The sequence below is a fragment of the Bacteroidota bacterium genome (assembly GCA_016715945.1).
Taxonomy (GTDB): domain Bacteria; phylum Bacteroidota; class Bacteroidia; order Bacteroidales; family F082; genus JALNZU01.
The window spans coordinates 696,127-720,706 of the sequence record JADJXJ010000003.1 but is presented as its reverse complement, the minus strand read 5'-3'; the positions used below and the strand labels follow the sequence as shown (position 1 = coordinate 720,706).

Here is a 24,580-nt window from a genome sequence, read left to right as displayed (position 1 = left end):
TTGTCAAAAATACGCTTACAGGGCATCCAATGGCCAAAGGAAGCTTTAAAAAGGCAGGCTTAATTGCATACCTGTGTTAAAACTGCGTCGGTGATGCGGACTGAGACCGTGCATGCGGATGGCCTCACGATGTGCTTCTGTGGGATAGCCTTTGTTGCTGTCCCAGGCATAAAATGGAAATTGCCGGTGAAGTTCAATCATCAGTTGGTCGCGTTCGGTTTTGGCAAGGATAGATGCAGCGGCAATGGACATATAAAGCGCATCACCATGCACAATACATTGATGTTGAATATTTTGGAAAGGTTTGAATCTGTTTCCGTCAATGAGCAGCAGTTGCGGTTGTGGCTCGAGCCGTGCGATGGCCCTGTGCATGGCCAGAAATGAAGCATTGAGGATGTTGAGTTTATCAATCTCCTCAACGCTCGCATGGGCCACGGCCCAGCTGATGGCTGCTTCTGTGATCAGCTTACGCAAGGTGTTGCGCTGCGGTGCGCTGAGCTTTTTGGAATCGTTGAGCGCCGGGTGGGAAAAATCTTCAGGCAGCATGACGGCAGCTGCTGTGACTGGTCCGGCAAGGCAGCCTCTGCCGGCTTCGTCGCACCCGGCCTCGGCAATAGCCGTTCCGCTGAATCTGGCTTTAAGCATTGGTTGAGAAATACAAAATGTTGTTGGCCAGCGCCAACAGCAAAAACAACCAAACCACGAATGAGGGTCTTGCAGTGCGGCTGAGCGAGCCGGCCCAGATGGCGAGATGTGCACTGATGGGCAACATTGTAAACAAGGTAGTGTGCCAATGGCCGCCACGCATAAAAAAAGCACCCAAAGCAATGATCAGAAAGGAATTGAGCATGGCCTTACGTTTGCGCATCGCAATGTTGCGGTCGGCCGAAAGGCTGTAGTTAAAAGATAAAGCATTGAAAAACAACATCAAAAGAAATGCAAACATCACCAGCTGAAACGTGCCCGGCGTGGCAGGTACAATTAGACTGGCTGCAAAATCGGCAGAAAACAGTTTGAGGTTGAAAACCAATTTGTTTTGTAAAAACCAGAAAATGAGCAGGTAGATTATGGTGGTTAGCAAGGCCAGCAGCGGAATCAGCCATTCGCGAAGCCTGGAAAGCCTGAGGATGAAAAGCACCGAGAAAATCCAGATTACAAAAACCCAGGCAGCCTGATTAATCAAGGCAGTGAGGGCCACCCATATCCCAAAGTTGAACAATTGAAAATTGATGTTTTCCTGTTCGTACATCCTGAAAGCCAGGTTAAAAGCCATCAGCAGCATTAGCAAAGCCGGCCAGAGCGGCTGAAAAATCATGGCTGCAGGCTGGCTTCCGCCAACGATTACCCAAAACAGGAGCCCATAGGTGGAGGTGCGTGGAATAAGACCATGGGCGCTCAATATGGCATTGAACATAAATCCTGCGGCAAGCATCAGCAGGAAAGCCAACAGTACCGAAATCTGCGGATAGTTTGCAACAGGGCTGGCCAGCAAACTGTATAAGGGTTCGCCGGCGAATGCAGGCTGAGCTTTTCCAGCCTTGAGTATTGCAGGGAGCCACAATGCCAGGGCAAGCGCAATAAGTGCTACGTACTGAACAAGAAAACTGCTTTTAAAAAAACGGATCATGAATCAGAGGTAATTGCGCATGATCAGGTCCAAACCGATATCGCGGCGGTAATAAGCTCCCTCGAAACGTATTTTACCCAGGCCGGCAAGCGCTTTGGCTCTTGCATCCTCAATGGAATAATCCAAGGCGGTGACGGCCAGCACCCTGCCGCCCGATGTTTTGATTCCTCCGTTTTCGACGCATATGCTTGTGCCGGAATGAAAAACAAGGCAATCGTCGGCATCGTGCAGGCCGCTGATGGGCTTACCCTTTTCAAAGTCGCCGGGATAACCGCCCGAAGCCATGATAAAAGTCACGGCATAGCGGTCGTCGTTTTCGGTTTTTACTTCCTGAAGTCGGCCTTCGGCGCAGGCCAGGAGCAGTTCGGCAAAGTCGCCTTTGATTCGGGGCAGGATGCACTCTGCTTCGGGGTCGCCAAGTCTCACGTTGTACTCAATCACAAACGGCTCGCCCCCGACATTGATGAGTCCGAAAAAGATGAATCCGCGATAGTCCATTCCCCTCTGGCTGATGCCCCGGATGGTGGGCTCGATGATGCGTTCCCTGACTTTTTGCATGAAGTTGCGGTCGGCAAACGGAACAGGCGATACGGCACCCATTCCGCCGGTGTTGAGACCGGTGTCGTTTTCGCCAATGCGTTTGTAGTCTTTGGCCGTGGGCAGCATTTTGTAGCTTGTCCCGTCGGTAAGCACAAACACCGACAATTCGATGCCATTTAAAAACTCTTCGACAACAACAGTTTCGGAAGCCTTGCCAAATTTTCCGCGCAACATCGCTTCGAGTTCGGCCACTGCCTCATCGCGGTCTGGTATAATGAGTACGCCTTTGCCGGCAGCCAGACCATCGGCTTTGAGCACAAAAGGCGGTTGCGACTTTTGCAGAAACCCGATGCCTTCGTCAAGGTTATTGAGGTTTACCCTGAGGTAGGCTGCCGTGGGTATTCCGTACTCCATCATGAATTCCTTGGCAAAAGCCTTGCTTCCTTCAAGTCGCGCAGCCGAAGCAGAAGGCCCGATGATGGCAATATGGCTGAGCATGGCATCGCTGCGGAAAAAGTCGGCCAGCCCGTTGACCAGTGGTTGCTCCGGCCCCACTACCACCAGATTGATGTCGTGCATCAGGCAGGCTTCACGCAGCTGAGCCAGGTCGCCCATGTCGATCGGGAGGTTCTGACCCAGGGTCATGGTGCCCGCGTTGCCTGGGGCTATGAACACACGTTTGACATTCGGGCTTTGTTTCAGTTTCCAGGCCAGGGCGTGTTCGCGACCGCCGCTGCCAACCACCAATACATTCATGATAATGCGCTTAATGTTTTTTCAATGCTTTTCCAGAGCCGCACTGCTGCCGCATCCCAGGTGAATAAACGACTTCGTTCCAATCCTTTGCTTATCAACTCATTACGCAGATGCTCATCTTCAGCCAAACGCTTCATGGCTAGCGCAATATCCTGCACATCAAAAGGATTGACCAACACGGCTGCATCGCCGGCCACCTCGGGCATGCTGGTCACATTTGAAGTGATAAGCGGAACCCCACACTTGAAAGCTTCGACAATAGGTATGCCAAACCCTTCAAAATAAGATACATATGCGTAAATATGCGCCGATGCGGTGACCTTGTGCAGCTTATCGGCATCCAGGCGACCGCAAAAGACGACATCCTGCCTGTAGGTCATTTCTTCGTATGCCCGGGCAATTTCGTCGGTCCACCATTTGCGCTCACCAGCCACAAGCAGTTTCATACCGAGATTGTCGGATTGTTTGTAGATGTCGAAGGCTTTGAACAGCCTGGCGAGGTTTTTTCTCGGATGCAGCGAACCCACAAAAAGTATGTAAGGCGCGCCGCCGGTGTAGGCAGCACGAATCTGGCTGACGGTGTCGGGGCCGACGGGACCGAAGCTTTCGTTTACACCGTTGTAAACCACATCCACTTTTGATTCGGGCTGCTTGTAAAGCCGGCAGATGTCTTGTTTTGAGAACTCCGACACAGTGGCAATCCTGACCGCCTTGCGGGCAAAGCGGGGGAAGAACCAGCGGTAATACCAACGCACAAGCCACGGAAGATCAGCAGGATAGTGCTCAAAATTGAGGTCGTGCATCACGGCCAGCGATGGCACCCTGGTGCCCAGGCTCAGGTAACCGTCGGGCGAGAGGAATAAATGAGGCCGGATACGACTGAGCGCCCTGCGTACCGACCACTCGAACCAGATGATAAATAAAAACGGGTGACGTGCCTGGGGGCCAATAACTACCGGTTTCACGTTGGCCGCAAAAAGAAACTGCGGGTCGGGCCTGCGATCGAACAGAAACCAGAACTCGACTTCGGGGTGTGCAAGCACGATGCGCCGGAGTGTTTCGTAAGTAAACCAGCCGATACCCTCGAGCCGGCCGGCAAGCAACAAGCGTGTGTTTACAGCAATGCGGAGGCTCATCGGGCTTTGGTGTTCTGGCTTGTGAATAAGTTCTAAATTTGCGGCAAATATCCGAAAAATCGATGAAGCAGAGGTTCAAATTGTTGCTGCAGCGCCTGCTGGGTTTCGACAATTACCTCTTCGTCTTCGCACTGTTTATCACCGCCACCCTGCGCTGGAACAAAAACGAGCGCGACTTTCTTCATTTTGTCAGCCTGATCCCCGACGGACACACCGTGCTCGATATCGGCGCCAACATAGGTGTGATGTCTGTCTGGTTTGCACGCAAGCTGCCCGCATCGCGCATTGTGGCCTTCGAGCCCATACCGCACAATGTGAAGGCGCTGCGAAGGGTATTGCGTTTTTTTGGCATCCGCAACGTAGAGATTGTTGAGAAAGCCCTCGGCAACGAGCAAGGTACAGCCACCATGGTTATGCCCGAGGTGGAAAGAGTCCCCATGCAGGGCTTGAGCCATGTGGTGCACCATAGCATCACCGAATTCAATGAGGGTGAAAACTTCAGCGTGAGCATGATCACCCTCGACGATTGCGAACAGCTGGCTGCGGCCGACTGGATTTCGGCCATAAAGATCGACGTCGAAAACTTTGAGTATTTCGTGCTGGCCGGAGCTACAAAGCTGATCCAGAAGCACCGGCCGCTGGTGTATGCCGAGCTGTGGGACAACGAAAACCGCCTGCGCTGTTTCGGCTTGATGAAATCGCTGGGCTATAAGGTGATGGTGCTGCAGCAACATCGGCTTGTCGATTTCGAAAAAGCAAAGCATTTCACGCAAAACTTCTTTTTCGTGCCATCGAAAACTGCTCTTCAGCCGAGCTAAGCCCATGCAAAACCGCTTTGTCAAAAACCTTTTGCTGCTGCTCTCGCTCAACCTGCTCATCAAGCCTTTCTGGATTCTGGGCATCGACCGGAGCGTGCAAAACAGGGTTGGCGATGCAGACTATGGACTTTTTTTGTCGCTTACCAGCTTTTCCTTTCTTTTCTACATCCTGCTCGACCTGGGTATCACCAACTTCAACAACCGCAATATTGCCCGAAACCAGAAGCAGCTTCGGAAACACTTTGCCGGCATCATGGGGGTCAAAATCATTCTGGGTGTGGCCTACATACTTTTCCTGTTGCTCCTGGGCAAGCTTATCGGTTACGAAAAACAACAGATGGCCCTGTTGTTCTGGGTTGGCATCAACGCCCTGTTGCTTTCGATGATCATGTATCTGAGGTCGAACGTCTCGGGCCTGATGCTTTTTGCGGCCGATAGCCTGCTCTCGGTGCTCGACCGCCTGCTGATGATCGTATTTTGCAGCATCCTGCTTTGGACAACATGGTTTGGGAGCGTGCTGACGATTTCGGCATACATCTACGCTCAGACGCTGGCATATGCCCTCACTTTTGTGGTAGCCCTGCTTGTGGTGATGCGGCATGCCGGCAGGCTTGTGCCGGTTTTCGACCGCCGATTCATGTGGCTCATTCTCAGGCGCAGCGCACCTTATGCCCTGCTTGTCCTGCTTATGAGTTTTTACAACCGGCTCGAACCGGTGCTCATCGAACGGCTGCTGCCGGGCGACAATGGCCTCACGCAAACTGGTATTTATGCCAAGGCCTTCCGGTTGTTCGATGCTGGCAACAACATCTCCATGCTTTTTGCCGTGCTCCTTTTGCCCATGTTTGCCAACATGCTGAAAAACAGACAGCCCGTGTTGGCACTGACAAGGCTTTCGTTCAGTATCATCTTTAGTCTTTCGGCAATAGTGGCCATAAGCGGCATCCTGTATGCCGAACCCCTCATGAAATTGCTTTACGGTTTGCGCCCCGGCGAAGACCCATTGACATTCGAAATCCGTATCGCACAGTCGGCCCTCATTTTTCAGCTGCTTATGCTGGCCTATGTGGCCGTTTCAACCACCTATGTGTTTGGCACGCTGCTCACTGCCAATGGCAACCTTCGCCTGCTCAACACCTTAGCGGCTTCGGGAGTGGCCTTGAGTATTGTGCTGAACCTGCTGCTCATTCCGCCTTACAAGGCCACAGGAGCGGCCATTGCCAGCCTGAGCGTGCAGTCAATCATGGCCCTTGCCCAATATCTCGCCGCAAGAAAGGTGGCTCAACTTTATTTTGGCAAAACATTCGCTTTCAGACTGTTATTGTTTACTGGCCTGCTTTTACTTCTTGCTTTTGGGATCAGCCTGATGCCATTGTCGTGGATGATGCGTTTGTTGCTGACAGGGCTGACAGGGCTGCTTGTGCCACTGCTGAGCGGTCTTTTGCCCCCTCGGGAAATCATTTCCTTTTTTTCGGCAACAAAGCCAGATGCCGAAAAAGCCTGAATTAACACCGAAGCTGTTTTTTGAAGAGGATAATTTCTATTTTTGGCTGATCAATTAAATCAGCGGGTAAATGCACGACCCCTCAACACACGAGATGCACACTTTCAGCCTGGTGGATCTGGCATTCAAACACAGGAAACCACTGATCACCGTTGCAATTGTAACCATCGCGCTGTCATACATTTTCACCAGTCCCTGGTTTATTACACCCCTCTATAAATCAACGGTCATTCTCTATCCTACCTCGACCAACTCCATCTCGAGGGTATTGCTGAGCAGCAGTCCTTCGACCAACAAAGACCTGCTTGAATTTGGTGAAGATGAGCAAACTGAGCGCATGCTTCAGATTCTGAACTCAAACAAGATACGCGACAGAATCATCGAAAAGTACAACCTGCTCGAGCATTACAGGATTCCGGCAGGTAGCCGCTTCCGCATGACCAGGCTTCACGAAACCTACGAGAGCCGGATAAAATTCAGGCGAACGGAATACATGGCTGTCAAGATTACGGTGCTCGACCACGACCCTCAGCTTGCCAGCGACATAGCCAACGACATAGCCGAACTCTTCGACAGCACCATGAATGCCATGCAGAAAGAAGTGGCGGTGAAGGCATTCCGGATTGTGGAAAACGAATACAACAACCAGCGGGAATACGTCAGGCAGATGGAAGACTCGCTGAACGCCATCCGGCGCATGGGGGTGCACGATTACGAGAGCCAGGCCGAGATGATCAACCAGCAGCTGGCCATAGAGATTGCACGAAACAATCAGGCTGGCGTAAAGGCACTCTATCAAAAGCTTGAACTTCTGTCGCAATACGGAGGCATCTACGTTTCGTTGCGCGACATGCTGGAACATGAGCGGAAACAGCTTTCGCTCATTAAGACCAAATACGACGAAGCCAAGGTGGATGCCACCGAAAATATTCCACATAAATTTGTGGTTTCGAGCGCCTTCCCCGCCGAACGAAAATCGTATCCCATCCGTTGGCTGATTGCACTCATCGCATTGTTTTCTACACTCTTCCTGGCTTTGATCATCCTGATCCTCACCGAGAAAGCCGATGAGTCGAAAAAAAAAACTTCCAGGCAATATTCCCCAAATTCAACACCTTCGGCAAACGCCTCAGGCAACATTTGAAAACGCTTCAACCAATCATATCAGAAGAAACTGAAAAAAATAACCAGCATAATCTGAGCAATATGGACAATAGTTACAATAGCACATCACTGGTCAGACTGGTGTACCGCTGGCGCCTTCATCTGGCTATTATCACCATAGGGGCGGCTTTGCTCGGGGCCATATTTTCGGGTCCATTTTTCATTACTCCACTTTTTAGGTCGGAAGCTATTGCTTATCCGGCCAACATCAACAGCTATTCGGACGAAAGCGAAACCGAGCAAATGCTGCAAATCCTTCAATCGCAGGATATTACCGACTCCATGATTGCTCGTTTCAACCTGATGGAGGTTTATAAAATCAGCCCAAACTACAAATACTGGCGTTCGGCCCTGCTCGACGAGTTCAGGCAAAACGTGAAGGTGCGCAAAACACCTTACGAGGCTATTTCGATTACAGTTCGTGACCGCGACCCGGAACGCGCATCAGCCATGGCCGATGAAATGCTCAGACTGTATGACCAGAAAGTGGCCAGCCTGCATAAAGCCAAATACAAGGAAGTGGTTGAGATGTATGAAATGCAGCTCAACAAAAAACAAGCTGTGATCGATTCGCTGCAAAACCGGCTCTACCAATTGGCTACTGAACACGGATTGATTGACTATGGCGCACAGTCACAGGAGATTATGCGTGGTTATTTGCGCACTGTTTACGGTACCACCACTGCAAACATCAACACAAAAGCTGTTGAAGAGCTGAAGAAAAATATTGAAAAACACGGAGGTGAACTGATTACGGTTACACAGATGCTGGTGGAAGAATCGCGCACCTACGTAACCATCAAACTCGATTACGAGCAGGCGCTGCGCTTTTACAACGCCAAACTCACCTACAGCAACATCATCAGCAAGCCTTTCCCCTCCGATAAAAAAGCCTTCCCTGTGCGATGGGTCATCGTGGCTTTCTCGGCCCTGGGCGCATTGTTGTTGTCGCTAATGGTATTAGTGATCGCCGAGCGTAAAAACGAACTTTTTGGAATCAAGGCCTAATCATCTGACACTTTGACCGAGCAAAGCAAGACAGCCTTGGTCTATCTGGGCACTGCGGCATATCTGGCCATCAGCATGTATCTGGTGGTGCAGAAAGACATTTGGCTGTTTTTTGCCTTACCTCTGGTGCTTGGCGTGCTTTTGCTCTACATTTATGCGCTCGACAAGGTGCTGTTGCTGGTGAGTTTTATCACTCCCCTATCGCTCAACATCGAAAACATGGATGCCGGCCTGGCCATCAGCCTTCCTGCCGAGCCTATGCTATTTGGCCTGCTCGTAGTTTTTCTGAGCAAACTATTGTATGATGGTCATTACGACCACAAGGCAGCAAAGCACCCCATCAGTCTGGTGATCTACCTGATGCTGTTCTGGATGCTGATTACGACACTCACCAGCGAGCTGCCCCTCGTTTCGGCCAAAGCCCTTATTGCCCGGCTTTGGTTTGTAGTACCCTCCTATTTTCTGGCTATCCTGGTTTTCAGGGAGAAGGAGAACATCCACTGGTTTATCTGGCTCTACAACATTGCCTTGATAATTGTAATTGGCTACACCATATACAGGCATTGGACTTTCGGATTTTCTGATAAGTCGGCCCACTGGGTGATGTCGCCGCTTTACAACGACCATACCGCATATGGTGCCGCCCTTGCGCTCTTTTTGATTCTGACCATCGGCTACATTTTTTACCCAGGACTGAGCAAGACCCGGAGATTCTGGGTAGTTAGCATGGCCGTTCTGCTTGCAGTGGCCACTTTGTTGTCGCTGAGCCGGGCTGCCTGGATCAGCCTGGTGGCTGCTGCAGGAGTATTTGTGGCGGTTTGGTTACGTATCAAGTTTCGTTACATTCTTGCCGGATTTGCAATTCTATTAGCTTTTTTTGTGAGTTTCCAGCACCAGATTATTGACGTGCTCGAAAAGAACAAGCAGGACAGTTCCGCCGATTTTGTGGAGCATGTGCAATCGATCTACAACATCAGTTCCGATGCTTCCAACCTTGAGCGCATCAACCGCTGGCAAGCCGCCCTGCGCCTGTTCGACGAGCGGCCTGTTTTTGGATGGGGGCCAGGCACTTACCAATTTGTTTATGGCCCGTTTCAACGATCGAAGGAAAAGACCATCATCAGCACCAATGCAGGCGATGGAGGCAATGCCCATAGCGAATATATCGGGCCATTGTCGGAAATGGGCCTTCCGGGTATGCTGATCGTATTTCTACTTGTTGGCGTAATGATCTATCACGGTCTAAAAACCTATAAATCAGCTAAAAACAAACAAGCCAGAATTTTATCCCTGAGCGCAACACTTGCCCTTATCAGCTATTTTACCCACGGTTTGCTCAATAATTTTCTTGATACCGACAAGCTTTCGGTGCCGGTGTGGGGATGCATGGCCATCATTGTCGCCGTAAAACTTTATCATTCGGGTGGGGAGCAGGAACAACAAGCAACAGCCGAAAACAAAAACCAAAGGCCTGGTATTTAGCCCCTTAGTTTTTCTATCTCATTTTTCAATGCCGGTACCGCACGATTAAAGATTTCTTCGAGTTCGGCAACGATGGCATTGCGGTCAGCTTCGGGCAGGTCGTCGCTGCGCTTTTCGAGCAGAAAGAAAAGCTCTGCGGCCCGTTCCATGCCAAACTGGCGGGCTGACGATTTGAGTGAGTGCGCATGGCGCGACAACGAACGGGTATCGCCTGATTTGTTGGCCTGCAGCATATTGTCGAAGGTAGTGAGGCTGTGTTCGATAAATACCTCAAGCAATAGCACGAGGTCGTCGGTGTTATCGCCTATCACTCCTTTCACGGTGTCGAGGTTGTAATCGGGTTTGCGCTTGTCCTCCGGATCACCCGATGATTCTTCCGGTTCTTTTTCGACCTGTCTCGGTGGATGCTTCTGATGCAACAGGTTGTTGATTTTGGTGGCAAGTTCCGGGGCGGTGTGATAGTTTTTCAGAATGATGCCATCAATACCGGCCTGGGCACACATTTGACGTGTTTCTTCCGAGTCCTCACCCGAGTAGGCGATTATGCACACGTCGTTGTCGCTTTTGCGAAGCCCGGCAGCAATGTCGAAACCGCTGCCATCCGGCAGGTTCAGGTCAAGAAGCACGAAATCAAACCTTTCCTTAGACAATATTTCAAGGGCACTCTCAACGCTATCGGCCAGGCTGGCCTTGCATTCCACATCGCGAAGGAAGCGCATGGTGAGCAGCTGAAGCATGCGGTTGTCTTCAACAAGCAATCCTTTCAGGCCTGTAAGCTTGTCCATGGGACGCAGACGAACGACTTCGGGCTTGGACTGGCGGAGCATTTCGCAATTGAGCAGGATGGCCCGCAACAACTGGTCGCGTTCGTAGGGTTTGGAAACAAAAGCATTCATGCCGGCATCGAAGCATTCTTCGATGGTGGTTTCAACGGTTTCGCCAGATACTGCCAAAATGACTGCTTCCGAACCGAGTTCTTTCCGGATAACTCTGGTGGCGCTGATCCCGTCCATTCCCGGCATGCGGATGTCCATAAGCACAATCATGGTATCGGGGTGGTTCCGCATGTGGTTGATGGCCTCCAGGCCGTCGGCAGCAAAACTCAGTTTAAAATCTTCGAGCATCACAGCTGCCATTTTGCGCTGATAGGGGTCGTCGTCGGCAATAAGCACGTGCACCTGCTGAAGCATTTGCCGGGGTGGCAACAACTCGAGCACATCGTCGGGATGCTGGTTTTTGCTGGTTGCGAAACCAAGCTGAAACGTGAACACAGAACCCTGCCCTACCGCACTTTGAAGACCAAGGCGCCCGCCCATCCGGCGCACAAAATTATCGGCCAGTCCAAGGCCAAGTCCGAGCCCCCCGTAGTTGCGCGTAATGCTGCCATCTTCCTGGTTGAAGAATTCGAATATATTATCCTGCTGAAAGATTCCTATCCCCTTGCCCTGATCTTTTACCGCAAAGCTTAACCTCAACGCATCTGGCCGGGGCGACTCAACTTGCTTTACCTCAATTTCCAGCATCCCGCTGGTCGAAAATTTGATTGCATTTTCCATCAGGTAAAAAAGCACATCGTGCAGCTTATTCATATCCCCGTTCACCCAGGTGCCGGTGAGGCTGTCGAGGTTTGAGCGCCAGCCCAAACCTTTTGCAAGCGCCAGAGGTTTCAGTTCATTCTCAACTTGTTGCACAACGTCGCGTATCCTGAAATCAATCATCTCGTCCACAGGCCGCTCCATGATGATGTTCAGAAACTGAAACACTTTCTTCACCACCTGAAACAATCCCTGGCCCGATTCCCTGATTATTTCAAGGTATTCTTTATGCGATGCGTTCAGGCTCTCGGCCTTCAACAGATCGGCAAATCCAAGTATGAGGTTGAGGGGGTTGCGGAATTCGTGGCTGAGGGTGGCCATCACCTTTTGCTGCAAAGTTTTCGTGGTCAGCAATTTTTCGAGCGGGCGCAGATTTTGCTCGCGGGTTAGCTTTCGTTTCTTTTTGTCCAACAACCTGTTGTATATAAGCACAAACTTATCGAAGGCCGGTTTGATGTGGCCAACAAAGTCGGCGGCATCGCCTGCAACGGGTTTCAGTTCGAGCAAGAATAGCTCGTGGTTGTTTATTTTGAAATATATGTGCCTGTCGTTGATCCACAAATCGTCATTCCAAAGGGGCACTTCTACTGCATCAGCAGAAGGCTCACCTGAAGCAGCCGCAGAATTCGCAGGCACCCATTGGCTGGTTCCCTGGTTGCTGCGAAAATATTTTCCTGCTGATTCAACATATCCGCTGTCGTTGAGGATAGCAAGAAACTTATCCATCTCTTTATCAACATCTTCCGACAGTCCGACAACATACAACAAGCGATACAACAGATCGTGCAAGCTGCTCATGGCTGTTTTTTTGGTAAAAATAAAAACTTGTGAAAGCACCTGAAGCGCGAAGTTCAGGAAAAAGCATCTCTTCCTTCCAATTATTCTGGAGCTGACACAACAAACGAAGAAATCCAAAATAACTCCGCCACCAAAACAGGCACGTATCAGAGGGTTAACAACCTTTTCCTGTCAAAGGCCACAATGACAAACTAGAAGATGAAGAAAACCATTTATTCATATAACAATTTGATTTTGAAGATTTTAACTACATTAATTAAGAATGTTTCCAAATTTATCGCATCCGTTGATTTTTTAAAAAAGGCAGCCTAAATTTGGCGTAGCTGGTAAAAACTCCCGCTCGGCGGCCGTTTCCAGCACATATATCAACACCGATACCTGCATGGCAACCAAATCAACCCCAGAACAACAACAAACAAACTCCAAAACCACTGCGCCAGAATATGTGGTAGGCCTGGGCGCATCGGCAGGTGGCCTCGAAGCGCTGCAAGACTTCTTTAAGGCTGTGCCTCACAATACCGGGCTGGCTTTTGTGGTCATTCAGCATTTGAGTCCCGACTTCAAAAGCATGATGGATGAACTCCTGGCCCGCTACACCAAATTGCCCATCCGGATAACCACCGATGGGATGCAGGTGGAGCCCGACACCATTTACCTGATTCCACCACGTAAAAACCTCACCATATTTCATGGCAAATTATTGCTCGAAGATCAGGGGGCACGCAATGGGCTTAACCTTCCCATTGATTTGTTTTTTAAGTCGTTGGCACTCGATTATGGTAAGAAAGCAATCGGGGTGGTGCTTTCGGGCACGGGATCGGACGGTTCGCTTGGAACACGTGCCATTAAAGAAGCCGGTGGAATGGTTATGGCACAGGATGAGCGTACAGCCAAATTCGATGGCATGCCGCGCAGTGCAATAAAAACGGGTCTGGTGGACTACATCCTGCCCCCTGGCAAGATGCCTCAGGCCATTGTGGATTACATCAAGCATCCTTTCGTGCACTCGTCGGATGATGAAGGCTTTTTGATACCAGGAAGTGGCGACACCCTGAGCAAAGTGCTGATGACCCTGCGCGACCACACCGGTACCGACTTCAGTTATTACAAAGAAAACACCATCATCCGAAGGCTCGAACGCAGGGTGAGCATCAACCGGCTGAACAATCTGGACGATTATCTTAAATTCCTGACCGAAAACGAAAAAGAGAAGGACATCCTGTATCGGGAATTGCTCATCGGGGTGACAAGATTTTTTCGGGATGAAGAGGCTTTCAACCTTTTGTTCAATCAGTTATCGGACAGTCTCCTTTCGCTGAACCCGAGGAGCCTAAGGGTATGGTCGGTAGGCTGCAGCACGGGCGAGGAAATGTATTCCCTAGCCATGATGTTTTCGGAGGCTATCGAGCAAAAACGCCTGAACACGGAGGTAAAGATTTTTGCCACCGACATCGATAAACGCTCCCTTGAAGTTGCCGGGCAGGGCTTATATCCCGAGAGCATGGTAAGCGATGTGGAAGCCCCCTTGCTCGCGAAATATTTCAGCCGCCGCGAAAACGGTTACCAGGTGAACGAAAACATCCGCAAAATGGTCATCTTTGCCACCCACAATGTGCTCAAAGATCCGCCATTCAGCAAGCTCGACCTGGTAGTCTGCCGCAACCTGCTCATCTACCTGAAACCTGAAAGTCAGGACAAAGTCATCAGCTCTTTCTACATGTCGCTCAAAACCAGAGGTTTACTGTTTCTGGGCAGTAGCGAGTCGCTCGGAACACATGCCGACGCCTTTGATGTGGTAAGCTCAAAACACAAGATTTACACCAAGCGACCCGGCTACCAGCTTGCAAATTTTCTGGACCTCGACATCTCCCGGAAACACTCATTGAACGCCCTGTCGTCCAGAGAACCACGCCGCAAAGGCCAGACCAACGATGTCATCCTTTCCAGAATACTCGAAAATTTTGTTCCTCCCTCAATTGTCATCGACGAAAACCTGAATGTGCTTCAGGTGATCAACGACATCAATCCCTACCTGAGCCTGCGTACAGGTAAATTCTCGCAAAACCTCTCCGGGCTGGTTAGTCCTGAGTTGCAAATGATTATCAACAATGTGGTCCGACGCATCAAAAAAGGCAGCCAGAAAGTGGTTTTCGAAGGCGTCAAGATAAAAAAAGAAGACCTGAGCCTCATTTTCGATATTGTAGGCTACCATCTGATGTCGGACGATGAGGTGCATCACTTCCTGATCAGTTTTATTCACAACACGCTCGACAACTACAAAAAAGACGATCAGGATGTCGTAAACCTTGAAGACCAGTACCAAAACCGGCTCACCGAGCTGCAACACGAACTGCAGTTTACCAAGGAAAACCTTCAGGCCACCATTGAAGAACTCGAAACATCGAACGAAGAGCTCCAGGCAAGCAACGAAGAACTGATTGCTTCGAACGAAGAACTGCAAAGCACGAACGAAGAGCTTCAGTCGGTAAACGAGGAGCTTTACACCGTAAACTCTGAATATCAGAAAAAAATAGAAGAGCTCATTCAGCTCAACAACGACGTGAACAACCTGCTCAACAACACCAATGTTGGCGCATTGTACCTCGACAACAAGCTCTGCATCCGCAAGTTTACGCCTAATCTATCGGACATCACAAACCTGCTCGACAACGACATCGGGCGTCCTGTCTTCCACATCACCGGAGTAAATCTTTATCCCGAGTTTTTCGATCACATCCGCCAGGTGCAGAAAAACCTGCAGGTGATCGAGTCGGAGAAGAAACTTTCGGACGGCAAACTTTATCTCGTACGCATCTCACCCTACAGAACTGATTTTCATGCGGTTGACGGCATTCTCGTGACACTTGTCAATATTTCGATCCTGGAAGCCGAACGCCGGAAACTTCAACTCACCACCACACGGCTGAACGACGCCCTGGAGCTGGGCAATATGGCCTGGTGGGAGTGGGACATCCCGAGCGGCAAAGTGTATATGCACGAGAAAAAGGCCACCATGCTGGGCTACAGCCTGGAGGAATTTCCCACCGATGTGTACGAAATATGTAAGCTGATTCACCCCGACGACTACGAGCAAACCATGCAACACATGCGCGACTACTTTGCCGGCAAAGTGCCTGCCTACGACATCGCTTACCGCATCCGTACCAAAGACGGTGATTACAAAATATATCACGACCGGGGTGGTGTAGTGGAATGGAGCAGCGACGGCAAACCACTTAGACTCATCGGACTTGTGATTGATATTACGCGGCTCAAGGCCCCAAATGAGTGACAATACCAATGAACCTGAATGACCTGTTGATTATCTCTTTTCACTCTGACATCATCCTTGACCCATGAACCCGGAAAACAAACACATCGTTCAGTTGATTGAGGCATACCTGAACGATCCGGAAAAGCGACCGGAGCAGTTGTCCACCCGTTCGCTCACCGAAATCATGCACGAATTCAGCAACCTCTACACCGAAATAAGGCTGCAAAACGAAGAATTACGGCGAACTATGGGCACAAAAACAAAATGTACAAGCGTAAATTTAATCTTTGCCGATCAACAACTTAATTATTAGATGCTTACAGCTGATTTAAAAAATGTATCAACAAAAACCAAATGTATAATTTGGGCTAATCGGTGTTAAATTTTTCCTCTTTATATCCATCAGGACTGGTTTTATAGGCGAATAAATTATTAGTGCATTTTCGCTTTATAGCTCAACTAATTGGCTTTTATGGCATCGTTAAATCGCACATGCAGCCATTTTCTGAGGTGTTGTCAAACCTGTTTTTAAACCCCTCAAAAATATGTTAATGAAATGTTAAATTTGTTAATGGATAGACAAATGGGTGGACAAATGGGTGGACATGAGCCTGTATTTTTTATCGTGATAAAGGGGGGTGTATTTCCACTAATGGAGCACTAAGGCAAAAAAATCATGAATTGAAGGGGATAAAATACACCACCTTTTCTATATTATTATACGCTAATGTTATTCAATCTTTCTATTAGAACACATTGAATATCAATATACAATTAGCTTGGCAGAGATAAATATCCTCTAAGCTTACGTGTGGGGCCTTTTTAAGGGTTTTTGATGCTTTCCACGGACTTGGATTTTAAGGCCTCGATGGCCAATTCCTGTGCGTGGATGATTTTGTCGCGCAGGGCACATTGCTGACACGGCCCTGCCGGGAGGCTTGCGGGCAATACATTTGCCACTGTAAATATTGATTTGAGCGAAACAGATGGGGCATTACCAAAGAGGCTGTTAAGATCGACGCCTGCACCATGCAGATATTGAATCAGGGGTGTGGGGATAAACTCGCGTTTGTTGTTTTCGAGCTGACTGATGTCGCGCTGGGTGAGGCCACAGGCCTCGGCCAATTGATGCTGGCTCAGGCCAAGCAGCTCACGCGCCTGCCTGAACCGAGCGCCAAGCCCCACCTCTGGTGGCGGCTCTGCCACTTCCAACCCTACCCCCCTGTACATGCTGCCCTCACCGGTTAGGAGCCAGAGAGGGTTGATGTTGTATTTGGTTATTATTTTGACTATTACATCACCTCCTAATTCTGACCTCGCGGCCGTTCCTTTGAAATTACTGGGACTGATTCCGATTTCCTTAAAAAAACTAACCTGCGTTATTCTCTCATTTTTTAGGTATTCTACCAATCTTTTTTTTATTGGGGATAATATTTTATCCATAATATGTTTGAACAGTTATATTTTTGACTATTATTGCACAACACCATCACAAATATAGCATAAGGGGAACATGTTATGGCAGAATACTACAAAAACCGACTGTGTGTGAGCAAACCCGAGCTGTGCGGTGGGCACAGTCCCATACTATCGCAAGCGGCCTACAACAAAATGGTGCAACGCCAGCGGAAGCTGCGCCTGCGCAGGGGCTCGCCAGCTGGGCCGGCACTGCTGGCCTGGGACATGCTGCGCGACGATGTGCGCCGTGCCTATACTGAGCGATATGGCGACCCACGCCAAAACGGCATGGAACAGGCCCTGCAGGCCCTGCTAAAACCCGACGCCCAGGCCATCGATTACTTTGCCAATTACCGCCTGAACGACGGGCGCGCTTTGCCACCAAAAAATGTGGCCGAATATGTGGCCAATGCTCAAATGCTGGATGTGCTGGCCCGCGTGAGCACGCAGTCAGTGCAGTTTATCAAAGCCCTCAACGGCAACAACAGGCAACTGTGGCCCAATCTGGCTGCTGCTGTGGCCCGCCTTGCACCCCAAACAGGACACAACCTGCCCGAAAACCCTGCACGCCTGCGACAGAAGGTGATGGCCTGGGCACAGGCCACAGGCAACGATCGCTATGCCATGCTGGTGCCCAACAAGTATGGCAACGACAACGCACGCAAACTAAGGCAACAGGAGCAGGAAAGCCTGTTAAGGCAGCTGTTGCGCAAGCATCAGAATTTCGACAACGAGCAGGTGCGCACCATGTACAACATTGTGGCCGAAAAGCTTGGCTGGTACAAGCTGAGCGCTCAAACCATTGCCAACTACCGCGAAAAGTGGAACCTGCACACCATACCCGGGCGTAAAGGCGAACAAGCCTTTGACAACACCAAGGCGATGCTGGTGAAACGCAGCAGACCCACACGCGCCATGCTCTACTGGACTGTTGACGGCTGGGAAGCCGAGCTGCTGTATCAGAGCCAAAGCCTCAACAGCAAAGGCTTGACCACAACCACCTACCACAACAGGCCCACCATAGTGGTGGTGCTCGATCCCTCGGTGCGCTACCCTGTTGGCTATGCGATTGGGACGCACGAAACTCCTGCCCTCATCAGGCAGGCCCTGCGCAACGCCGTGCAGCACACCAAAGCGTTGTTTGGGCAATATTACAAGGTGTTGCAATTGCAAAGCGACCGCTATGGCGGAGGTGAGCTGAAAAGCTTATACGAATTTGTGGCCGAAAAATATACGCCTGCACGGGCGCACAATTCCAAAGCCAAGGCCATTGAACCCTGGTTTGGCTGGATCAACAAAAAGTATTGCCAGCTTATGCCCAACTGGAGTGGCGTTGGGGTGGCCAGGGGCAGCCAGCGTCAGCCCAATGCCGAATACCTCAACAAAATCAGGCACAGCTTTCCTGATTTTGAGGGGGCGCGCAAGCAGTTGGAACAAATTGTTGAAGCCGAACGTGCACGGCTTAGGGATGATTATTTACAGGCCTGGAATGCGTTGGCCGAGGCCGAACGCCGCCCCATGAGTATCGACGAATACCTGATGGTGTTTGGCGAAACAACAGGTTATGTAAATAGCCTGAGCCCCATGGGCATAGTAGCCACCATTGAAGGGCAGGAAATGGTGTTCGACAGTTTCGATGCCCGGCTGCGCCAATTACAGGGGGTGCAGTGGTGCATAAAGTATGACCCTGCCAATACAAGCCAGGTGCTGGCACTGAGCGCCAAAGGCCACAACGGCAGGCTTGTTGAGGCTGACGGGCAGCATCGTATCATGCTCGAAAAAAAGCATGTGCAGCCCATGGCCCTGCATGAGCGGGCCGAGGGCGATGTGCACGAGCTGCAACGTATTGCTGCCTTCAACCGAAACCTTAAACAAGATATCATGCGGGTTTCGGCCGACGATTATCAGCACACCCTCACATTGTTTGAGCGGCATCCGGAGCTCAGCGATACCCTCACCAAGCTGGTGCTGGTGGATAGCCGGGGCCAGCACAAAGACCGCCGCAACCAGCGCCATGTGCAGGCTGCCGCTGCAAAGGCTCAGAAGCTGCAACAGAAAGAGCAGGATCAGATAGGCAAGACCTGGACAGAGCAGCAGGAGCAATGGCTCGATGCCAAGATAGACCTTCAGCGATACATACAACAAGAAAATCAACAACCCTAAAAACCGAGGCCCATGGACATTTCTACAAAGCAAAAAGTGATGGCTGCCGTTGAGCAGTATCTTGCCCGCCACAGCATGACCGCGGCCGAACTGGCCCGTAAAAGCGGTGTAAACAACAGCTATCTGAGCCTGATGCGGCAAGGCAGCTACGAAACCGATGCCGGAAACGGCAAAAAAGTGGAGATAGCCGACCGCTATTTTGAGATGCTTGCCCGCTTTGTGGGCTATACCTTACAAAAAACCTATTGGGAACCGGTGCCCACGGTGCAGATGAAGCAAATTCTGGCAGCGCTTGAAGATGCGCGCGAGTTTGGCAGCACCTGTGTGATAACGGGCGAAACCGGCTCGGGCAAAACTTTTGTGAGCCGTATGTTTCAGCGCAATTATCCGCTGGATTGCTTTTTGGTTACGGTGGGCAGTGCCGACAATATAGGCGACCTGCTTGAAAAGGTGTGCGAACAACTGGGAGTGGCCACCGAAAAAACCAAGAGCAAAACCCTGCGGGCGGTTGCCAGGCGCATGCAGACCCTGCGCTTCGACGGCCTGAAGCCCTTGCTCATTTTCGACGAGGCCGAGTATATGAAGCAGCCCGCACTGTGCAATCTCAAAGAGCTTTACGACGCCCTCAACGGCCAGGCCGGACTGGTGCTGCTGGGCACCGACCAGTTAACCCGCAACATCGAGCGCATGCGCCGCAAAAACCGCGACGGCATTCCGCAGCTTTACCGCCGTATCAAATTCGGCTACAGGCCCCTCAACAACATCGACCGCACCTTTCGTGCATTTTTGGAGGGTAAGGACTATTCGACGGATGTGAAAAAATTTCTGCGCGAACATTGCGACAACTACGGCGAACTGCACGATGTGCTTGTGCCGGCACTGCGTGAGGCAGAGCGTACCGGCCAGGCATTGAGCGTGCAGCTCATACGAACCATGCTCAACATGCCCGAACCTGCAAACACATTGAGCTATGCCACGCGCACTTTCGGTAACTGATATGCTCAGGCGCAAATACGAGCTGTTTGAGTTCGACGGGGAATGGCACGATGCCTTTGGTAATCCGGAACGTGCCGGCACCTGGCTCATCTGGGGCAACAGCGGCAATGGCAAAACCAGCTTTGTGCTGCAGTTGTGCAAATATCTTACCCGCTTTGGCCGCGTCGCCTACAACAGCCTGGAGGAGGGCGGCGCACACACCATGCACGAAGCTTTTGTGCGACACAATATGGCCGAGGTGCGCCAGCGCTTGATGCTCATTGAAGGCGAAACTACCGAGCAGATGATGATCAGGCTGAAAAAGCCCCGCAGCCCCGAATTTTATGTGGTTGACAGCCTGCAATATGCGGCCATAAGCTACGACGAATACAAAACGCTCAAAGACCGCTTTGGCCGACGCAAGCTCATCATCTACGTGAGCCATGCCGACGGACGCGTGCCCGATGGCAGGGTGGCCCGGCGCATCATGTATGATGCCACCATGAAAATATGGATCGAGGGCTACAGGGCCATCAGCAAAGGGCGCTACACAGGCCCCAACGGGGGCATTTACACCATTTGGCACGAGGGAGCACTAAAATACTGGGGACAATGAAAACAACCGTAAAAGACCAACGAACACAACAGCAGCAGCAATTGCAGCGCCAAATTGAAGAGCTGCTTGGTATGAGCACCGAAGAGATGCAACAGCTCATCTTCGAAACCGGGTGCCGCTACATGGAGGATATGACCAATATGGCCGAGGTGGCACAAGAGTTTTTGCTGCAGCCCGTATATTGGAACTGGTGGCGACAGCAATGGGCCATCATTGATGCCCAGTTTTTGCTGCAGCATGCCAATGCGCCGCTTCAGGCTGCCACTATGCGTGCATTGTACGAAAAGATACACAACAGTATCGACACCTGGCCCGACAGGCTTGTCTGGATGCAGGTGCACAGCGCTTACGAACAAATGGTTCGCAGGGTGATTGAAAACCAACACAATGATGCCCTATGAACGAACTGCTTTGTCAGCTGAGCAGCCTGGAGCTGCAAAGCGCCCTTAAACGCCGTATAAAAACGCTTGAAAGGCAAATTGAAGAAGTGCTTGAAGACAACCATACCAATTTGGAGGAGCGGCAGCGAAGGGCTGGCATCTTGCAGCACAAGCTACTTTTTGCACGCACACGCCTGCGCCTGCTCAACGGGGCAAAGATGCCCGAATTGGCCAAAGTAAACTTTTATCAGACAAACCAAAAAAAATGATGTACGATGGACACAACAAACCTTAGCCTGGACGAAAAAAAGCGCCTGATGGCCGAGCTCGAACGCGAGCTGCGCGCCGAGGAAGAGCGCCGCAAAAAGGAAAAACAAGCTTACGAGGCCTTGCGCGACCGTACTGTGAGGCATGTGTTCAAAAAGCTCGAAAAAACCAGCGAGCAACTGTTAAAGACAAAAAACGAAGCTTTTGAAAGTTTCGAAACCTTGCTTAAACTCAAAAAAGACCTCTACCAGGTAGGCGACGACCGCTGGCAAAACCAGCAAAGCCACACCTTTACCACCGACGACGGCCAGCTGAGCATCATCATTGGCCACAATGTGATTGACCGTTGGGACGAAACCGTGAGCGCCGGTGTGGAATTGGTAAACCAATGGCTGGGCACTCTGGCCAAAGACGACGAAAGCGCCGTGCTGGTGGACATGATACGCGATTTGCTTAAGCCCAGCAAAGACGGCCAGCTAAAAGCCAGCCGTGTGCTTGAGCTGAGCAAAAAAGCCGACGAAATCAACGACCCGCTGCTGCTCGAAGGGGTGCGCATCATACGCGATGCCTACCGTCCTGCCAAAACAAGCACTTTCATTAAAGCCAAAAGCAAAGATGAACTCGGACGCGATGTATGGCTTCCGCTAAGCATGAGTGCATTATGATACGATTGTTTGCCACAGCCTGGCTTCAGGTGGCCCTTGTTTCGGCCAACACATGGTTTACGGCCCGCGGTGCATGGGCAGGGGTGGCTGTTTGCTCTTTCGGCATCAGCTATGTTTGGACGCTCAATGTGCGGCACATCAGTGTGAGCACACAGGCCGGACGCATGGCTTATGCCGGAGGGGCCACCGCAGGAGCGCTAACAGGCCTAATCATCAGCAAATTGCTTGCCCCATGAATGCAATACAACACATCAGCCCTTATGCCGCACCCGGCATCAAGCTGCTCAACAGGCCTACCCTGGAGGTTATTGAGCACCAAGTTTGCAGCTACTACCGCGTGCCTACAAATGTAGTTTACACACGCACGCGCAGGTTCGACCTGGTTAAGGTGCGCCGTGCCATATTTCTCATCGGACGATACTATGGTTATTCGCTGCCCCTGTTGGGCAGGCGTGCAAAGCTCAACCATGTATCAGTTTATCACAACTCGGTGCGGCTGCTCAACGAATTAGAGGTGATGCCCGCTGTGAGGCGCGATTTCGAGGCCCTTTGCCAGCAGATGGAGATTGATGCACAACAGATTCTGCAACGCAAACGATTTGACCAAACCAGCCTATGATCAATATGCTTTACACCCTGGGTTTTATGGTGTTGGCCTTCGAACTGCTGATTGTAGGCTGGCTTATTGCAAAACACTTTGAAATAAGACGTTATGAATGCAAACGCAAAACAAAAACGCATACTGCACGCTCTGCTGGCCAAACGCGGCCTCATGGACATGAAGGCTGAACTGGTGCTAACCCACACCGGAGGACGCACCCAAAGGAGCAGCCAGATGAGCCAGCAGGAAATAGCAGGCCTCATCAATAGCCTGCAACAGGGCTTTGCCGACCAGCAACCCTACGAAGCCGCAAAGCGCATGAAACGGCGCATCTACAGCCTTTGCTACAGCCTTGGCTGGACGGTGCCCGACCATCAGGCAGCCCGCCTTGTGGTTGACAATGCCCGGCTGGATGGCTGGATGCTTAAATACGGATATCTTCATAAGCCGCTCAGGCACTACAAATCAGCCGAATTGCCCAAACTGCTCACCCAATTTGAACGATTCGTAAAAAGCACCCTGTTATGATTACCTACAGCCTCACCTCGAGCGCCTTTGAAGGCGAAGTAATATTTGATTTCGACGACAATGGCCTGCTGGTGCGCTACGACGCCTCGGGGGCCAACCTCACCGAGGGACAACAGGTGTTTTTGCTGCGCCGACTTCCTCGCGAGCTGGCACAGATTAAAACATTTCTCGAAAACTCTCCCACTGCCAGGTTTACACCCATTGAGCAGGAAATCAGCTTCGAAATGTTTTGGAACCGCTACAACGAAAAGCTGCGTAGCAGCAAAAAAAAGGCCTTGAAAATTTGGAACCGCCTAAGCCGGGCCGACCAAATAAAAGCCTACCGATACATTACTCGCTACGAGCAAAGTGTCTATCCCGGAACACCCAAAAAATATGCCGAAACCTATCTAAATGCAGAACTATGGAACAACTAACCGAAACCCATGCAGCTAAATGGAAAGCCGAAAGCCTTATGGTGCTTTTAGGTAGTAAAATTGAGCTCGAGCTTAGCCGCGACGAGACGGAAACCCTCAAGAACATGCTTGCCATGTGGGTATTCAGCGGTATTGAGCATGCCGACGATTTGGCCGGCAAAGCCCATTTGCAGCAATGCCTGCGCATAGTGGAAAAAAAGCTCAGGCCTGGCTTGCTCAAGGTGAGCCGGAAGCAGAAGATAAAGCTCGACCTGATGCAGGCTCATTGTCTGATGCAGGCATTGGACGAGATGATGTTTTTGCCTGCAGCCAGTTTTGAGCTCAACACAGCCAGGCGCGTGATTAACCAGATAGACCGGCAAACATGAGCGCCGAAGCCAAAAAACACCTGGACGAGGCAACGGAATATTTATGCGATCTGCTTGCCGAACTCGGGCGTGTGAGCAGCGGCAATCTGAGCCACCACATTGCCCGTATGCACGCCACGGCAAGCTGGTGCAGTATATTGATTGAACGAGCAAAATTAGCAATCAATGAGAGTGAGACACGAGAAAATGGCCCAGACACGTGCGGCCAACACCATGCGTAAGGCCAGGCTGATCCGTCAGATGGTTGACGAGCATTACGAGCCCGGCCGTCAGGACAGAAACCGAAAATGGGTGTATCGAAACATAGTGGTGAAGATATATCCCATGAGCCTGACCACTTTTTGGCGCTATATGAGGCTAACGCGCAACGAGGCCGACCTAACCGACAAAGCCAATAATGCAGGGCAATTGCGTTTATTTTAGTTCCCCGCTTTTTTACAC

Annotated in this window: 25 protein-coding genes; 19 read left to right on the top strand and 6 right to left on the bottom strand. The window is 50.8% G+C overall.

Annotated elements, in window-relative coordinates:
* Positions 1-45: 45 nt before the first annotated feature.
* From IPM52_13425 to IPM52_13410, 4 genes are read right to left on the bottom strand one after another with little or no spacing between them, the layout of a single operon-like run.
* On the bottom strand, positions 46-645 hold the full coding sequence (locus IPM52_13425) for a ribonuclease HII (protein ID MBK9292607.1): 600 nt from the start codon (positions 643-645) through the stop codon (positions 46-48).
* Positions 638-1,627 carry a hypothetical protein gene (locus IPM52_13420; GenBank protein ID MBK9292606.1) on the bottom strand — a complete coding sequence of 330 codons (990 nt, stop codon included), beginning with the start codon at positions 1,625-1,627 and terminating at the stop codon, positions 638-640. The genes IPM52_13425 and IPM52_13420 overlap by 8 nt, the downstream gene beginning before the upstream one ends.
* Before the next feature lie 3 nt (positions 1,628-1,630).
* The gene (gene purD, locus IPM52_13415; protein MBK9292605.1) at positions 1,631-2,923 is read right to left on the bottom strand and encodes a phosphoribosylamine--glycine ligase; all 1,293 of its coding nucleotides are present in this window, start codon (positions 2,921-2,923) and stop codon (positions 1,631-1,633) included.
* A complete protein-coding gene (locus tag IPM52_13410; protein ID MBK9292604.1) occupies positions 2,920-4,059 on the bottom strand; it encodes a glycosyltransferase family 4 protein in 1,140 nt (379 codons plus the stop codon). Before IPM52_13410 ends, purD begins: the two co-directional genes overlap by 4 nt.
* Before the next feature lie 62 nt (positions 4,060-4,121).
* On the opposite strand from IPM52_13410, the gene IPM52_13405 reads away from it, so the two are divergent.
* From IPM52_13405 to IPM52_13385, 5 genes are all read left to right on the top strand, one after another.
* Positions 4,122-4,877: an FkbM family methyltransferase gene (locus tag IPM52_13405; protein ID MBK9292603.1), complete on the top strand. Its 756-nt coding sequence runs from the start codon at positions 4,122-4,124 to the stop codon at positions 4,875-4,877.
* A gap of 4 nt (positions 4,878-4,881) precedes the next feature.
* Complete coding sequence (locus tag IPM52_13400; protein MBK9292602.1) at positions 4,882-6,381, top strand: oligosaccharide flippase family protein; 1,500 nt, start codon at positions 4,882-4,884, stop codon at positions 6,379-6,381.
* A gap of 70 nt (positions 6,382-6,451) precedes the next feature.
* Entirely contained in the window at positions 6,452-7,525 is a 1,074-nt protein-coding gene (locus IPM52_13395) for a hypothetical protein (GenBank protein MBK9292601.1), read from the top strand.
* 62 nt (positions 7,526-7,587) lie between these two features.
* Positions 7,588-8,553 carry a hypothetical protein gene (locus IPM52_13390; protein ID MBK9292600.1) on the top strand — a complete coding sequence of 322 codons (966 nt, stop codon included), beginning with the start codon at positions 7,588-7,590 and terminating at the stop codon, positions 8,551-8,553.
* A gap of 12 nt (positions 8,554-8,565) precedes the next feature.
* On the top strand, positions 8,566-10,035 hold the full coding sequence (locus IPM52_13385) for an O-antigen ligase family protein (protein MBK9292599.1): 1,470 nt from the start codon (positions 8,566-8,568) through the stop codon (positions 10,033-10,035).
* Here the strand turns inward: IPM52_13385 and IPM52_13380 are convergent.
* A complete protein-coding gene (locus IPM52_13380) occupies positions 10,032-12,428 on the bottom strand; it encodes a response regulator (protein ID MBK9292598.1) in 2,397 nt (798 codons plus the stop codon). The genes IPM52_13385 and IPM52_13380 overlap by 4 nt on opposite strands.
* A 382-nt stretch (positions 12,429-12,810) precedes the next feature.
* On the opposite strand from IPM52_13380, the gene IPM52_13375 reads away from it, so the two are divergent.
* On the top strand, positions 12,811-15,720 hold the full coding sequence (locus tag IPM52_13375) for a PAS domain-containing protein (protein ID MBK9292597.1): 2,910 nt from the start codon (positions 12,811-12,813) through the stop codon (positions 15,718-15,720).
* A 64-nt stretch (positions 15,721-15,784) separates the two neighbouring features.
* A complete protein-coding gene (locus tag IPM52_13370; protein ID MBK9292596.1) occupies positions 15,785-16,015 on the top strand; it encodes a hypothetical protein in 231 nt (76 codons plus the stop codon).
* A gap of 509 nt (positions 16,016-16,524) precedes the next feature.
* Here the strand turns inward: IPM52_13370 and IPM52_13365 are convergent.
* Positions 16,525-16,932 carry a helix-turn-helix transcriptional regulator gene (locus IPM52_13365; GenBank protein ID MBK9292595.1) on the bottom strand — a complete coding sequence of 136 codons (408 nt, stop codon included), beginning with the start codon at positions 16,930-16,932 and terminating at the stop codon, positions 16,525-16,527.
* A 318-nt stretch (positions 16,933-17,250) separates the two neighbouring features.
* On the opposite strand from IPM52_13365, the gene IPM52_13360 reads away from it, so the two are divergent.
* The 12 genes from IPM52_13360 (at position 17,251) to IPM52_13305 (ending at position 24,562) form a co-directional block, all read left to right on the top strand.
* A complete protein-coding gene (locus IPM52_13360; GenBank protein MBK9292594.1) occupies positions 17,251-19,323 on the top strand; it encodes a hypothetical protein in 2,073 nt (690 codons plus the stop codon).
* A gap of 12 nt (positions 19,324-19,335) precedes the next feature.
* The gene (locus tag IPM52_13355; GenBank protein MBK9292593.1) at positions 19,336-20,319 is read left to right on the top strand and encodes an ATP-binding protein; all 984 of its coding nucleotides are present in this window, start codon (positions 19,336-19,338) and stop codon (positions 20,317-20,319) included.
* Positions 20,294-20,914 (top strand): hypothetical protein, encoded by a 621-nt coding sequence (locus IPM52_13350; protein MBK9292592.1) that lies wholly within the window; start codon positions 20,294-20,296, stop codon positions 20,912-20,914. Before IPM52_13355 ends, IPM52_13350 begins: the two co-directional genes overlap by 26 nt.
* Positions 20,911-21,315, top strand: a complete 405-nt coding sequence (locus IPM52_13345; GenBank protein ID MBK9292591.1) for a hypothetical protein — start codon at positions 20,911-20,913, stop codon at positions 21,313-21,315. Before IPM52_13350 ends, IPM52_13345 begins: the two co-directional genes overlap by 4 nt.
* Positions 21,312-21,563 carry a hypothetical protein gene (locus IPM52_13340; GenBank protein ID MBK9292590.1) on the top strand — a complete coding sequence of 84 codons (252 nt, stop codon included), beginning with the start codon at positions 21,312-21,314 and terminating at the stop codon, positions 21,561-21,563. The genes IPM52_13345 and IPM52_13340 overlap by 4 nt, the downstream gene beginning before the upstream one ends.
* 6 nt (positions 21,564-21,569) lie before the next feature.
* Positions 21,570-22,226: a DUF3164 family protein gene (locus IPM52_13335; protein ID MBK9292589.1), complete on the top strand. Its 657-nt coding sequence runs from the start codon at positions 21,570-21,572 to the stop codon at positions 22,224-22,226.
* Positions 22,223-22,462 (top strand): hypothetical protein, encoded by a 240-nt coding sequence (locus IPM52_13330; protein MBK9292588.1) that lies wholly within the window; start codon positions 22,223-22,225, stop codon positions 22,460-22,462. Before IPM52_13335 ends, IPM52_13330 begins: the two co-directional genes overlap by 4 nt.
* Complete coding sequence (locus tag IPM52_13325) at positions 22,459-22,845, top strand: hypothetical protein (protein MBK9292587.1); 387 nt, start codon at positions 22,459-22,461, stop codon at positions 22,843-22,845. The genes IPM52_13330 and IPM52_13325 overlap by 4 nt, the downstream gene beginning before the upstream one ends.
* A gap of 93 nt (positions 22,846-22,938) precedes the next feature.
* A complete protein-coding gene (locus tag IPM52_13320) occupies positions 22,939-23,355 on the top strand; it encodes a hypothetical protein (protein ID MBK9292586.1) in 417 nt (138 codons plus the stop codon).
* Entirely contained in the window at positions 23,352-23,771 is a 420-nt protein-coding gene (locus tag IPM52_13315; GenBank protein MBK9292585.1) for a hypothetical protein, read from the top strand. The genes IPM52_13320 and IPM52_13315 overlap by 4 nt, the downstream gene beginning before the upstream one ends.
* A complete protein-coding gene (locus tag IPM52_13310; protein MBK9292584.1) occupies positions 23,759-24,139 on the top strand; it encodes a hypothetical protein in 381 nt (126 codons plus the stop codon). The genes IPM52_13315 and IPM52_13310 overlap by 13 nt, the downstream gene beginning before the upstream one ends.
* A gap of 165 nt (positions 24,140-24,304) precedes the next feature.
* The gene (locus tag IPM52_13305) at positions 24,305-24,562 is read left to right on the top strand and encodes a hypothetical protein (protein MBK9292583.1); all 258 of its coding nucleotides are present in this window, start codon (positions 24,305-24,307) and stop codon (positions 24,560-24,562) included.
* The last annotated feature ends 18 nt before the right edge of the window (positions 24,563-24,580 follow it).